The 12,254-nt window shown below is 69.3% G+C and carries 13 protein-coding genes and 2 pseudogenes; 7 read left to right on the forward strand and 8 right to left on the reverse strand.

What is annotated here, in order from left to right; all coding sequences use genetic code 11:
• Nucleotides 1–27: 27 nt before the first annotated feature.
• Together ACIP6N_RS02545 and ACIP6N_RS02550 are read right to left on the reverse strand one after the other, a co-directional pair.
• Complete coding sequence (locus ACIP6N_RS02545) at nt 28–570, reverse strand: flavoprotein (RefSeq protein ID WP_401812208.1); 543 nt, start codon at nt 568–570, stop codon at nt 28–30.
• A complete protein-coding gene (locus ACIP6N_RS02550; protein ID WP_401812210.1) occupies nt 567–1,781 on the reverse strand; it encodes a helix-turn-helix domain-containing protein in 1,215 nt (404 codons plus the stop codon). The genes ACIP6N_RS02545 and ACIP6N_RS02550 overlap by 4 nt, the downstream gene beginning before the upstream one ends.
• 100 nt (nt 1,782–1,881) lie before the next feature.
• Here ACIP6N_RS02550 and ACIP6N_RS02555 point away from each other — a divergent pair, with 100 nt between their 5' ends.
• The 3 genes from ACIP6N_RS02555 to ACIP6N_RS02565 all read left to right on the forward strand — a co-directional run bounded on the left by ACIP6N_RS02555 (nt 1,882) and on the right by ACIP6N_RS02565 (nt 4,755).
• On the forward strand, nt 1,882–2,100 hold the full coding sequence (locus ACIP6N_RS02555) for a hypothetical protein (protein ID WP_401812211.1): 219 nt from the start codon (nt 1,882–1,884) through the stop codon (nt 2,098–2,100).
• Entirely contained in the window at nt 2,097–2,309 is a 213-nt protein-coding gene (locus ACIP6N_RS02560; RefSeq protein WP_401812213.1) for a hypothetical protein, read from the forward strand. Before ACIP6N_RS02555 ends, ACIP6N_RS02560 begins: the two co-directional genes overlap by 4 nt.
• A gap of 1,360 nt (nt 2,310–3,669) precedes the next feature.
• Nucleotides 3,670–4,755: an aromatic acid exporter family protein gene (locus ACIP6N_RS02565; RefSeq protein WP_401812215.1), complete on the forward strand. Its 1,086-nt coding sequence runs from the start codon at nt 3,670–3,672 to the stop codon at nt 4,753–4,755.
• Here the strand turns inward: ACIP6N_RS02565 and ACIP6N_RS02570 are convergent.
• Nucleotides 4,646–5,558 (reverse strand): annotated as a pseudogene (locus ACIP6N_RS02570) (GlxA family transcriptional regulator); the annotation flags it as partial. The gene ACIP6N_RS02565 and the pseudogene ACIP6N_RS02570 sit on opposite strands and share 110 nt — an antisense overlap.
• A gap of 1 nt (nt 5,559) precedes the next feature.
• On the opposite strand from ACIP6N_RS02570, the pseudogene ACIP6N_RS02575 reads away from it, so the two are divergent.
• A pseudogene (locus ACIP6N_RS02575) lies at nt 5,560–5,817 on the forward strand (hypothetical protein); the annotation flags it as partial.
• 14 nt (nt 5,818–5,831) lie between these two features.
• Entirely contained in the window at nt 5,832–6,203 is a 372-nt protein-coding gene (locus ACIP6N_RS02580; protein ID WP_401812217.1) for a hypothetical protein, read from the forward strand.
• A gap of 52 nt (nt 6,204–6,255) precedes the next feature.
• Here the strand turns inward: ACIP6N_RS02580 and ACIP6N_RS02585 are convergent, their stop codons facing one another.
• Together ACIP6N_RS02585 and ACIP6N_RS02590 are read right to left on the reverse strand one after the other, a co-directional pair.
• Nucleotides 6,256–6,639, reverse strand: a complete 384-nt coding sequence (locus ACIP6N_RS02585) for a hypothetical protein (RefSeq protein WP_401812219.1) — start codon at nt 6,637–6,639, stop codon at nt 6,256–6,258.
• 27 nt (nt 6,640–6,666) lie between these two features.
• A complete protein-coding gene (locus ACIP6N_RS02590) occupies nt 6,667–7,407 on the reverse strand; it encodes a type 1 glutamine amidotransferase domain-containing protein (protein ID WP_401812221.1) in 741 nt (246 codons plus the stop codon).
• A 192-nt stretch (nt 7,408–7,599) separates the two neighbouring features.
• Between ACIP6N_RS02590 and ACIP6N_RS02595 the strand changes: the two genes are divergently transcribed.
• Complete coding sequence (locus ACIP6N_RS02595; RefSeq protein ID WP_401812223.1) at nt 7,600–8,175, forward strand: MarR family winged helix-turn-helix transcriptional regulator; 576 nt, start codon at nt 7,600–7,602, stop codon at nt 8,173–8,175.
• An 87-nt stretch (nt 8,176–8,262) separates the two neighbouring features.
• Here ACIP6N_RS02595 and ACIP6N_RS02600 read toward each other — a convergent pair whose 3' ends face one another.
• Both ACIP6N_RS02600 and ACIP6N_RS02605 read right to left on the reverse strand, forming a co-directional pair.
• Complete coding sequence (locus tag ACIP6N_RS02600) at nt 8,263–8,988, reverse strand: HAD-IA family hydrolase (RefSeq protein WP_401812224.1); 726 nt, start codon at nt 8,986–8,988, stop codon at nt 8,263–8,265.
• Nucleotides 8,985–10,049, reverse strand: coding sequence for a zinc-binding dehydrogenase (locus ACIP6N_RS02605; RefSeq protein ID WP_401812225.1), 1,065 nt, complete (start codon nt 10,047–10,049; stop codon nt 8,985–8,987). Before ACIP6N_RS02605 ends, ACIP6N_RS02600 begins: the two co-directional genes overlap by 4 nt.
• Nucleotides 10,050–10,131: 82 nt before the next feature.
• Between ACIP6N_RS02605 and ACIP6N_RS02610 the strand changes: the two genes are divergently transcribed.
• Entirely contained in the window at nt 10,132–10,986 is an 855-nt protein-coding gene (locus ACIP6N_RS02610; RefSeq protein WP_401812227.1) for an SDR family oxidoreductase, read from the forward strand.
• Nucleotides 10,987–11,010: 24 nt separating this feature from the next.
• Here the strand turns inward: ACIP6N_RS02610 and ACIP6N_RS02615 are convergent, their stop codons facing one another.
• A complete protein-coding gene (locus ACIP6N_RS02615; RefSeq protein WP_401812228.1) occupies nt 11,011–12,246 on the reverse strand; it encodes a hypothetical protein in 1,236 nt (411 codons plus the stop codon).
• Between the last annotated feature and the right edge of the window lie 8 nt (nt 12,247–12,254).

Genomic DNA, 12,254 nt, shown 5'->3' on the forward strand with positions numbered 1-12,254 from the left:
GGGCCGGGGGTGCTTTCGTCATCAGGCTCATGGACGGTGGACATGGGGTTTCACGGCATCCAGAGCCCGGTCCCACGGGAATGCGCTCGGATCGCCGTGCTTCGGCCGGTGCGACTGGTACCCGTCCGGCCCGTCGAGATACCGCACCCCCTGCGCACGCAGATCCACGACGCTCCTGGCCACGGCCGGCTGAGCGGCCTGGGCCCGGTTGAAATACGGCATGGCGAACACCGGCACCCCCATGTTCACGGCCTCCGAAACGAGACCGAGCGCGAGATTGTCGGCGATCCCGTTGCCCCACTTGTTCAGGCTCGTACAGCTCAGCGGCGCCACGAGCATGGCATCGGCCTTCGGAAGGACATCGCTCTCCCCGGGAAGTTTGTACCGGGAGCGCACCGAGTACCCGGTGAGGGCCACCAGTTCGCTCAATCGTGGCTCCCACCACGAGATGGCTGACGGCGTCAGGACGAGGCAGGTGTCCCAACCACGGGCCTGTGCCCGCCGCACGCCTTCGTCAATGTACTGGGTGGGCCCGGCCGCGCAGGCGATCAGGTAGAGAACTCGTGTCATGAGGGAAGTCCACAACGGGCCGCCAGAGCACGCAACTCCCCACCGGCGACAGGCGTTGCGCCCACGACATCCTGCACCAGGTTCACGGCGCTCTGCCGCCCGCGGAACTCTTCGGGGGCCAGCTTCGCAGCCTTGACGAGGGAGGCGGCTGCCTCGTCTTTTCGCCGTGTCAAGAGCTGAGCGCGTGCCATGGTGATGAGGTGCTGCGCCTGTCGTTCTCTCGACAGATCACGGACCGCCTCCTGAGCGAGGGAGTCGCCCGCCTCCAGTGCCGACCAGCCATCCTCGAAACGGGCCAGGACATCGACCCGGTGAAGACCGACATTCGTCGGCCCGAACATCGTGTAGTCCTCATCGAGATCAGCACCCTGCCGGTCAGCAACCTCGGCCGCCTGATCGACGTGGTCGACGGCTCGGCCCACCACCGTTGCCGAGCGCTCCAGGAATGACTCAGCGATCGCCGCGTTCAGATACAACATGCCGAGCGTCGACAGGCCCAGTGGGCCGCTCGTTTCCAGATCGGTGGACAACCGACGCGCAGCTCCCAGGGCAAAGTCCACGGCCGCACGGGGCTGCTGTTGATATGTGAGCGATTTCGCCACGCGACGGCAGGCCGCTCCCATGGCAACCGGGTCGCCGGATCGTTCAGCTGCGGCGAGCGCCCGGTCGGCAACCACGGCAGTTTGGACGGCTGTTGCCGGCCCGTATTTATGGAGGAACGAAGCGGTCAGCTGGAGGACACGGGACAGTACGACGTGTGCCTCGGTGGCACCGCTGTCGGCCTCTGCCGCTGACCGTCTGGCGTTGACGATCAGGGCGGGCAGGTCTCTGCCGAGCGCCCCGTAATGGCACGCCTGGAAAGCTTCGCAGCAGAAGGTGAGGCGGCGGCGGAGGTCTACGAGGGGCGGGGGCGCCTCATCGCTGTCGTCATCGCTGTAGAGGACATCGATGACGGCAAGTACTTCGGCGGGTGGCGCGTTGCCCGAGGGCGTCTCGGGAGGGCCGTCCGTCAAAAGTTGCTCCAGGGGAACGCGCAGGACTTCAGCCGCACGCGTCAGCACGGACAGCCTTGGGTCCTGCTGGCGTTGGCCGCCCTCGATGTCCTGGACCCACCGGCGTGTTTGGCCCATCAGCCGTCCGAAGTCTGCCTGTGTGAAGCCGCGACGGTCGCGCCAGTAGGCGATGCGGCGGCCGATTCGGCCAGTGTTCATGGAGCGCTCCCGTAGCAGGGCACGCACTCTGCGTGCCTCTCTCTGTTCTACTCCGCCCTACGGTGCACTTACAGGAGATCACTTGAAGTGACGGGACATCATGAAAGAGATTGACGAAGTGTCCGTGGCGCGGGAGCTGCCGGATGCACAGGGCTTGTCGTCGCGTCAGTTACGAGGCGTCGAATGCGTGTTTTGCGGCCGCGACTTGGCGCTTGGTGACGTCCGGGACCTCGGCCAGCAGCACTACGTGGTGTACGGCAGCCGTGTGTCCTGGTTCCCGCGCGCGGACCCGGCCTGTGTCACCGGCGGCGCGTCGTGAAGGGCCGCCCGGCGGAAGAGCACTGGTCGGACTCGGGCATCTCGGCGTCCGGTCACGTCGAGACCGTGTATGCGGAGATGACGCCCGAGCACAGTGCCGCGTACGCGGCGGTGATGGAGCACGCCGAGGAATGTCCGTCGTGCGACGCGCAGTTGCCGTGCAAGGCGGGCAAGAACCTCCGGCGGGCCCTGAGGGAGGCGCGGCAGTGACGAGTGCGACGCCGAACGAGCGGGGCCGCGTCCGCATACCGGGAATCTGTTGGATACCCGCGCCGGACTACGTGCTGCGGTGCGCCAAGGCCAGGATGACAAAGGTCAGCGTTACCACGGCCGGCAAAGACGGCCTGGTCAGGCTGCGGGGACGAGCCTTGGTGACCGAGCCCGCAGAGGTGCGCATCGTCACCGGTGAAGCTGCCGTGCCACAACGGGCCGGCGCTTACGACCCTCCGAGGTGTCGCTGATCGTCCCGGCAGGCATCTACTGCCCGTTGAAGCGGGGCGGGACTCGCTCCTTCCTCGCGCACTAGGCTGGACAGGGGAACTCCTATCGCGTAAACGGTCCGGACGAGGGCGTTCACAAGGGGCGCCTGTGCGCCCGCTCCGACGACCCGGACGGACCATCCCTGCCCGGGCGGAAAGAACGCATTGAGATCGCTCACGCAGCCTCACCGGAACGGACCGCCCCCGTAGGCGCGGGGCTGACCAAGCTCGCCGAGGACGCCGTCACCCAGGCGAAGGAACATCCCCGCAGGCGCGGGGCTGACGCTTGTTGACCGGGGCTTTTATCGGCGAGACGCCTCTGTTTTATTCAGTGGGAACGGCCCGAGGTGTTCGGCGAGAGGCGGTCGGCAGGCTGCGGGAGAGAGCAATGGTGTTCGGTCCTGGCTCGTTGCCGATGGCAGGTCTTGTGCTGACCCGTACCTTACTGAACCGAAGCGAGGAAGTGGCTTATTCGGAAGCGGTGTTGGGTCACGCAGCGGACCGACACGGCCGCAGCGACGGAAGGCGTATGAGCCGGAACGCGGTCAGACGTGACCCCAGCGCTTCCGCGGCGTTTCGTGACCGTCCGGGGCGGTTCTCCAGCAGCTCTGCCGCAGGGTTGGCGACCTCGGGCAATCAGTCATGTGACGCGCTGTTGGGGCATTCCTGCGGGCGCAGAGCCGCCCCTTTGCGTGGGACGTCGCTCCGGGCCCTGGCTGGAACATCCTGGCAGCGCCGGGCCGAAGCCCGGAACTGGACCCGAGGAGCGGATACCGCGGAACATCGCCGCCTGCGCCGGGAGAACTCCGCGCTGCGGGTTTCGAGGGGCTTTGCAGGCCCTGGAATCGATCGCCGCCAGCGCATGCGCCTCGCCCGCCCCCGGCGAGCGGATGGTTGAAGATTACGGCCGCATCACCGGGGCACTGGCATTCCTGTCCAGGGCGTGAACCGCGCTCGGCACGGGCCCGGCGACCGGTTTCGGTCCGCCACCAGCGACAGGGAAAGCGGCAGACGCGATGGCGACGAGGGTACCGGCACGATCGGCGGCCGCCGTCTGGTTGCGGTGGGAAGCCGCACACGTAAGACGGGCCGTGCGGAAGGCGCTGAGCTACTCCGGCACGGAACGCGCCGCGATGGTGCAGGCGTTGAAGGCGGCCGTCGCCGCGATCGCCGCGTGGGCGCTGGCCGGCTGGTGGCTGGACGCGCCCATGGCGCTGATGGCTCCCTGGACCGCCCTGGCGCTCGTGGACGTCACCGTCTACCGCTCCCTGCGCTCAGCCCTGCAACAGCTCGCCGTCATCGTCGTGGGGACCCTGTGGGCGGCCGCCGCGCTGGGGCTGGCGGGAGGAAACACGCTGGGGGCCATGATCGTGGCCCTGCCGCCGCTGGCGCTGCTGGGCAACTACCGCGGCCTGGGCAGCCAGGGCGTGTACGGGGCGACCTCCGCTCTGTTCCTCATCGTCTACAGCTCCAACAGCCCCTCCCAGATCGGGCACCGCCTGCTCGAGACAGCGATCGGCGCGATCATCGGCATCACCGTCAACGCTCTTGTCCTCCCGCCGGTCCGCCTGCGCACCGTGCGTGAGCAGTTGCGGCTACTGCCCGTGGAAAGCGCCGCCCTCCTTCGCGAGGTGGCGGAAGGGCTGCGTGGCGACTGGTCGGCCTCCGACGCCGTGGACTGGCACGAGCAGGCCGGGCAGTTGGCGGTCATCCGCGGGGCTCTGGAACAAGAGCGTGGCCGGAACGCGGAGAGTTCACGCCTCAATCCGGTCCGGCGGCTGCGCCGCGGTGACGCTCATCAGCCACCGCCGGAGGCGGACGTGCGGTGGGGTCTGGTGGCCGACCACCTCCGCGCGATCACACGGACGCTGTCCACCGCGGCGCACGAGAACGGCTTTCCGCAACTGCCCGAACCGCGGTTCCTGACCGGTTACGCCGAACTCGCCGACCACCTGGCCGGCCTCTGCGAGACCGCGGCCGAGACACTGGAGACGGGCGAGGCCGCCGGCCCGTACCAGGAGGTCTGGCGGAAAGCGACGCAATCGGCCTGGGACGCGTACGACTATGTCACCGACTGCTTCCACGGGCAGTGCGGTACGGCCGCGGCGGTCGGCGGCGCGCTGCTCGTCGAGACGAGACAACTGCTGTTCGCGGTCGCGGGAGGCCGGGGCGCGTGACGGGCCGGCGCCAGCTGAAGGAGCGGCGGTAGGCGTGCGGGCTGACGCCGGTGGTCCTCTTGAAGCGGTCGCGGAAGGCGGTGGGTGAGCCGAAACCGACCTGGGCGCCGACGCGTTCGACGGAGTGGCGCGTCGTCTCCAGCAAGTGCTGAGCCTGCCGGACGCGCGCGGTGGAGCCACTGCAGCGGGGTCGTGCCGGTCGGTTCGCGGAAGCGGCGCATCAGGGTCCTGGTGCTGGTTCCGGCCTCGGCCGCGATGTCGGCGAGGGTGAGATCGGAGCCCAGGTTGTCCTGCAGCCAGGTGGGCAGGGGTTCGAGCGCGGAGCCCTGCGGGGTCGGCGCGTAGTCGTGGACGATGAACTGGGCCTGTCCGCCCTCGCGTTCCAGAGGCATGACGGACAGCCGGGCCGCGTGCGCGGCGACGGCCGAGCCGTAGTCGCGACGGATCATGTGCAGGCACAGGTCCAGGCCGGCGGCGGCGCCGGCGGAGGTGAGGAGCTGACCGTTGTCGACATACAGCACGTCGGGGTCGACCTCGACGTCCGGATGGGCGGCGGCCAGGAGGTCGGCCGCGATCCAGTGGGTGGTGGCGCGCAGCCCGTCGAGCAGTCCGGTGGCGGCCAGCGGGAAGGTGCCCACGCAGATGGAGGCGATGCGCGTGCCGTCCTGGGCGGCCGCCCGCAACGCGTCGCGGACGGCGGGAGCGAGCGGGGCGGCGGGACCGGCCGTACCGCGGACGATGATCGTGTCCGCTCCCCTGAGCCCTTCCAGACCCCACGGCGCGCGCAGGGTGAAGGAGACGGCGGTGGTGACCTGGCCGGATCCGTCCGACACCGAAGAGCAGGATCACCGGGAGGGACCGCATTGGAAGACCCGCGCCCTCGTCGACCGGGCAGCCGGGCGCTCCTTCGTATGGGGCGACGACGAGATCACCGGCACCGATCGGGCCTGGGTGTCCGCACACCATCGAGGACAGGCCCTGCTCCATCGTGCCGATCCCCGTCGTGGGCCGGCCGACGCCGACTACGTCGCTCCCGACGAGTGGTTGCGCAGGGCTCTATGAGAGATGCTCCCCTCATGGACAGAGCTGTTGATCTTGACGACGTGGCTGTCGTTCTGGCTGAACGGATCGCGCGCTGGACATCGGCCGGCCTTGAAGTGGGCACGGCGACCTGGAGGGACGCGACGGCGTCGTGGCCCCAGCCACTGGAGACCGACAGGGACCGGGTTCCTGATCCGGACTCGATCGGTGTGGTCATCTCCGGACCGGCCGAGGCCGTGCTGTCGGTTGTGCTGTTCCGTGGTGGCTGGGCCGATGTGGACTTCGTCGCCGACCTTGAGGACGCCGGGTGCCTCCCGGCTTCGGACATCACCTCGGCATCGGACTTCGGCAACAGGATGGATCAGTGGGTGACTCGTGTCTTCGGGAGCCCGGGCAGCGTTCGGTGACCGCTGGTCCGCTCCGGCCCTCCCGAGCGCCCGTACACTCGCCGGCCACGGCTCAGGCCGAGGGGTCGGAGCCCGGGTCGTCGTCCGCGCTGATTTCCTCGGCGCGCAGTGCCAGGTCTCTCAGGACCTGGGAGGACGAGATTTCGCTGTGCCCGGAGTCGTGCACCTGCGCGAGCATCATGAAGGCCAGGCTGAAAGCGCCGACGAGTTGCTGGATCGTCCCGCCGACCTCCCGTCCGACGAGGGCGGCGATCTCCTCGATGGTGGCGTCGCTCGGGATCTCTATGTTCGGCATCGTCTCGTTCAGGAGCGCCGTGACGATGCCGGACTCGGCGTCCAGATCGTCGCGTTCCACGTCCTCCTCCAGAAGGCGCTGCCACTCACCGGCCTCGGTGAGGATGCCGATGACTCGTTTCAGTACCTCGCTCTGCTCCATGGCGTGAGCATAGGCGGCGTCCGGGGCTCAGCCGAGGAGGGCGGCGAAGCGGCGTGCGAACAGGTAGGCGTCGCCCGGCCAGCGGGCCGATATGTAGTGGCCGTCCTCCACGACGAAGGCCGGTGAGTCGTCCGTCGCGGTGCCGCGCCGGCTCAGCTCGACGGGTCCGCGCTCGAACTGGGCGGGGTCATTGAGGGACGCGAGGACTTCGTCCTGCACGTACGCGGGGTAGGTCCTGTAGTAGCGTCCGCGCCGCCACGCGGTCAGGTAATACGCGCTGCGTTCCATATACGCGGGCAGGCACGTGGTGCGCCGGCCGGCCAGGATGCTGCGGCCCGTCGCCGGGTCGAGGGTGCGGGCGAGAACCAGCACGCCGTGACAGATCGCGCCGACCGGACGGCCGAGCGACCAGAACGCGCCCACTTTCTCGCGCAGGGAGGCGGAGCCCAGGTACTGGCGCATCCCCTGGGCGTGTCCACCCGGCAGCAGCAGGCCGTCGAAGTCCTCCGGGACGAGACCGGACCAGGCCGGGGGAGTGCGGTACGCGGGGTCGGCGGTGATCTCCCGGTAGAAGTCCTTCGCCTCCGCCTCGGCGCCGAGCTTGCCGAACAGCACCCCCGTCAGCAGCAGGGGATCCGCCTCGGGCGGCCTGCCGCCTTGTTCGGTCGCGAACACCACGTCATGGCCGGCGTCGCGGAGCATCCGCCAGGGCACGGCCACCTCGGTGACGTCGAAGTCCCGTTCGGGCAAGGGCAGAAGAATGCGCATGCCGTTTCTTAGCACGAGGGACGAGGCGGGGCCGTGCCGCCTCGGGACGTGTGGATCCACCCATCACTATTTCAGCCTGCTACTTCAATGAAGGACACTTTATGGAAGTAGTAGACTGAATGTGGAGTTTCGTATCATGGCAGGAGCAAGGCGCCGGTGATGTGCTGAAAGACGATGTGGGATGGTTGCCGCATGACGAACCAGACGAGCCGCGAGGTCGGGGCCGACCGCGCGATCGATGAGATCGGGCAGGTCGAGGAGCTGGGGCTGGACGATCTCCAGGACGCCGGTCTCGCCGCCAATCTCAGCTTCCACCTCAAGCGCGCCGAGCAGGCGATCATGTCGCGCAAGGCCGATGCCCTGCGCGAGATCGACCTCACGGTGGCTCAGTGCCAGGTGCTCGGCTTTCTCGCGAATGGCGCGTCGATGTCGTGCACGCAGCTCTCGCGCGAGGCGCTGGTGACCTCACAGACGATGACCGGCATCGTCAAGAATCTCGACGCCAAGGGCCTGGTCGAGCGCCGTATCTCTCCCGATCACGGACGAGTGGTTCTGGTGTCCCTCACGGACGCCGGGATCGAGCGATCCCGGCGCACCAACCGTTTCTCGGCCGCGATCGAGGAGAGCCTGCGCGCGGAACTCTCCCCCGACGACTACACGCGGTTGGTCAGGCTGCTCGACCGGGTCGCCGAGATCGCCCCCACGATCGTCGCGGACTCGCTCAAAGCGTGTGCCACCGGACAGGCCGACGGCACCGAGAGCCTGTGAGGGAAAGCCCGTCCCGTAGGTGACCACGGGTGCGGGCCAGCACGTCCAGTGCCCGCCCGCACCCCTCTTTCCGGGCCCCGGCCCGTGTCACCCGGAGTGTTGCCGCGTCGCCTGTACGTCCGCCGGGGACGCGTCTTCCGGGGGCGAGGCTTCCGGCCGATACGGGCACAGCCCGAAGTCCACCAGCCGGTCCCGGGCCCGGTCGGTGGTGGTCCAGTGCTCAGCCCTGAGCCCCGCGGCCCTGGCACTGTCGACGTTCTCCTGCCGGTCGTCCAGGAAGAGCAGATCGGATGCCCGCGCGCCCAACTGCTCCGTGAGGCAGTCCCAGACCTCCGGTTGCGGTTTCGCCATCCCCAACTCGCCTGAAAACAGCAGGTGTCGGAAGGAGGCCGCCCAAGGCTGCCGCCGGAAGACGCGCGCGTGCGAGTACGGGGCATTGGAGAGCAGCGCCAACGGGATTCGCGCTTCGGCCAGTTCGGCGAGCAGCGCGAGTGCCTCCGGCCGGGTCTCGATCCAGCCGGAGATGTCGATCGCGGTGAGCCGCGCGGCCAGTTCCTCGTCCACCGGTACTCCGAGCCGGGCACCGACGGCCCACCAGTACTCCGTGTCCGAGGCGCCGCGGTCGTACGCGTAACGCTCGGACGCCCAGGCGTCGCAGAAGTCCGGCACCGGGACGTGGAGGAGTTCCGCCATCGCGGGCCGGACGTCCGTCTGGAGGCTGAGGACCTCGCCGTAGTCGAACACCACCCACCACGGTGATGAACGGTCGTACGGTATCGGGCTGTTGTCCTCGACCGAGGGAGAAGCCCTCATCGCAGGGCCAGTTCGGGGTCGGAGACCAACAAGACCTTCATCGCCGTGTACCCGGCTGTCCGTTCCGCCGGCGAGGGCCGGGCACCGAGGGCGGCGAACGCGTCGCGGTAGCCGTCCAGGGGGAACTCGTCCGTCACCAGACGGTCGACGGGCAGTTCCCCGGCCAGGTCGAGAGCGGCCTCGAACAGATGCGGCGGATAGGGGCCGGCGCCCACCACCCGGACACCGCGGGTGACGAGGGAACGCAGCGCGATGTCGGCACGCGCGTGCTCCCGTTCGCCCATCACCACGATCGTTCCGCCCACGGCCACCGTTTCCAGCGCCTCTTCCAGCAGCACCCCGGTCGTGTCCACGAGGACATCGGGCCCCTCGGGCAGGACTCCGGCGGGAAGGCCGAGACCGGTTCCCTCGCTCGTCACGACGTCCACCGCTCCGGGCAGGATGTCCCGGGCCAGTGCGGTACGCGCGGTGTCACGCTCCAGGAGTGTGATCCGGGCGCCCCGGTGGGCGAAGACGAGGGCGCACAGTGTGCCGATCGGGCCGCCGCCCACCACCAGCACCCGGTCGTCCACACGCGGCGCCGCCGCCTGCACATTCGTCAGGACGCACGCCAGCGGCTCGACCATGGTGGCGTGCCGCAGCGACATGCTGTCCGGCAGAGGACATGCGAACCGTTCGGGAATGACGACCGCGCCGGCCATGGTGCCGTCCCGGTCCACACCGATCTCCCGGCCGTCCTTGGCCACACAGTGTGCGGCCATGCCCCTGCGACATGGCCGGCAACGCCCGCAGTAGTAGGTGGGGTTGATGACCACGCGCTCGCCCACCCGTACCATGCTCACGCCCGGCCCGACCGCCTCCACCACACCGGATGCCTCATGACCGAGCACCACACCCTCCAGCGCGGGAAACTCGCCGAGGACGATGCCGCGGTCCGTGCCGCAGATACCGGTGGCCGCCACGCGCACCACGACATCGTCCGGCTGCTGCGGCCGGGGTGCCGGGCGCGTGCGCAGCACCGGCGCGCCGGCCTCCCACACCAGGGCTTGTATGTCTGACATGCGCTTACTGCCTCCTGCTACTCGGGTACTACCGTGGGCCGTTCAGTCGCCCGGCGGGCGGGCGGTGGCTCTGGGAGGGTGAATGAGGATCTTGCTTCTGGGGGCGTCCGGCTATGTGGGCGGAGTACTGTGGCGCGAACTGTCACAGCGTCACACCGTGGTCGGCACCTGCTCCGCGCGGCCGGTTCCCGGACTGGTCACACTGGATCTGCGTGACCGGGCCGCGCTGCGCGGCCTGCTGGCCACCGGATTCGACCTGGTCGTGCACGCAGCCGGGCTGGTCGACCTGTCTGCGGCAGAACAACAACCGGAACTGGCAAGCGAGTTGAATGCCGGCTCGGTGGTCGCTCTGCGCGAGGCGGTGCGCGGGAGCGGTACCCGTATCCTGCTGCTCTCGACGGACAACGTCTTCGACGGCACCGCCGACCAGTACACGGAGACCGACACGCGCAATCCGGTCAACGTGTACGGCCACACCAAGCGGGAGGCGGAGGACGCCCTCCTGGGTGAGGACGCCCTCCTCGGCGAGGACGGCCATCTGATCGTGCGGATTCCCCTGGTGTACGGGCGCAGTCCGTTCGCCGACCGGTTCATGGCGCGGTTCGCCTCCCCCGTCACCCGTGCCCAGGTGGACGTGGTGTGCGCTCCGCTGTACCTGCCGTCGCTGGCACCGGCCCTCGAACAGCTCTGGGACCGGACCGGGTTGCTGCATCTGGGCGGCGCCGAGGTGATGACAAGGTACGCGTTGATGTCACGGATCGTCGACCACCTCGGGCTGCCGACCGAGGTGGTCGCGGTCCGCAACGACGAGGCGTTCCCGGTGCCGCGCCGCCCTGCCCGGCTGGTACTGCGCAGTGCGCGTCACGATCTGCTCGGGCCGGATCTCGACACCGCTCTGGCCGACCTGGCCGGGAGCGGGCCGGCGGACCGCCCGTGAGCGGGTCCGCCGGCCGATGCGCGCTCAGGGTGACGGCGGACCGCCCGTCACCAGGGCCAGATGCCGGTCCGCGTCGAGGTCGCCGGGCCGCTCGGACCACTGCCCGGCCAGGTCGTTGAGGAGAATCGTCCCCAACAGGTAGTGCCCGAGGGCGAGTTCTTCCGGTGGGGAGTGCCGCCCCTCGGAGTCCGGCTTCGGTTTCCGGTCGGACAGCCGGCACGGCGCTTCGGCGAGGACATGCAGATCGTGGGTGAGCAACAGCCGTTGCTTCCAGTGCGGATCGTCCGGGAAGAGTGCGCCGGCCCCGGTCTCGTCCAGCCGGTCGAGGAAGTGGTGGGCGGCGGACCGGTAGCCGGGGTAGACGGGGCGGCGGAAGGCGGTGGTGTACGTACCGTCCGCCCCGGAACACCCGGCCCGGATGCCGAGCCGGAGCATCGGGTCCCAGACCGTGAGGCTGAAGAGGATCTTCGCCAGGTCGTAGACCGGGTCCCACGGTTCCGTCGAGCCGCGCGGGTCGATGATCCGGACGTCCGCGGAGGCCCCTTCGGCGGTACCGAACAGCAGATTGCGGATGTTGCTGTCGCCGTGCGCGGGAAACATCAGCCGGGCGGGAGCGAGTTCGGCGAGCCGGACCTTCTCCGTGTCCAGGATGCGCCTCAGCAGCGGCGCCGGAGCCTCGTAACGACGGCCGTTGATGACCAGTTCGCGCTGATCGGCCAGGTCGGGCAGGTGCTTTTCGAGGACCGGCAGACGGCGCAGGAAGCGGCCGATGTGCACATCGGCGAGATGCCCGGCCGGGGTGTCTGCGGTCTCCGTCGCGTACCCGTCGGTGAGCAGAGCCCTGGTGACGGCCGCGGTGCGGGCGAAGAACAGTTCCTCGCCGTGGCCGTCCTCGCCGCCGTTCTCCCGCCGCAGGCACGCGCCCAGGTCCTCGGACGGCAGGTACGGCGTGGTGGTGGCTGCCCAGCCGTCCCCCTTGACGGTGTCGAGGACGGGCAGGTAGCGCTCGGCGAGCCGGGGGGCACCGAGCGCGATCCGATCGATCTGGTTCTGCTTTCCCAGGAAGGAGTCCAGGTCGTGGCCGTCCACCGCGTCGGGCCGGGCGGCGAGAACCTTGAGGACGACCTCGTCGCCGTCCGCGGTCCGTGCGCGGTGCACGCGCGCGGGCGAACCGCCGTCCAGGAACTCGTCACCGACCGTCAGCCCCAGGTGTGTTGCCGCCGCCGCGACGGCCGCCCGTTCGGTGTCGTGTTCCGTCATGTGCGTTG

The sequence above is a fragment of the Streptomyces sp. NPDC088725 genome, from assembly GCF_044751305.1.
Lineage (GTDB): Bacteria > Actinomycetota > Actinomycetes > Streptomycetales > Streptomycetaceae > Streptomyces.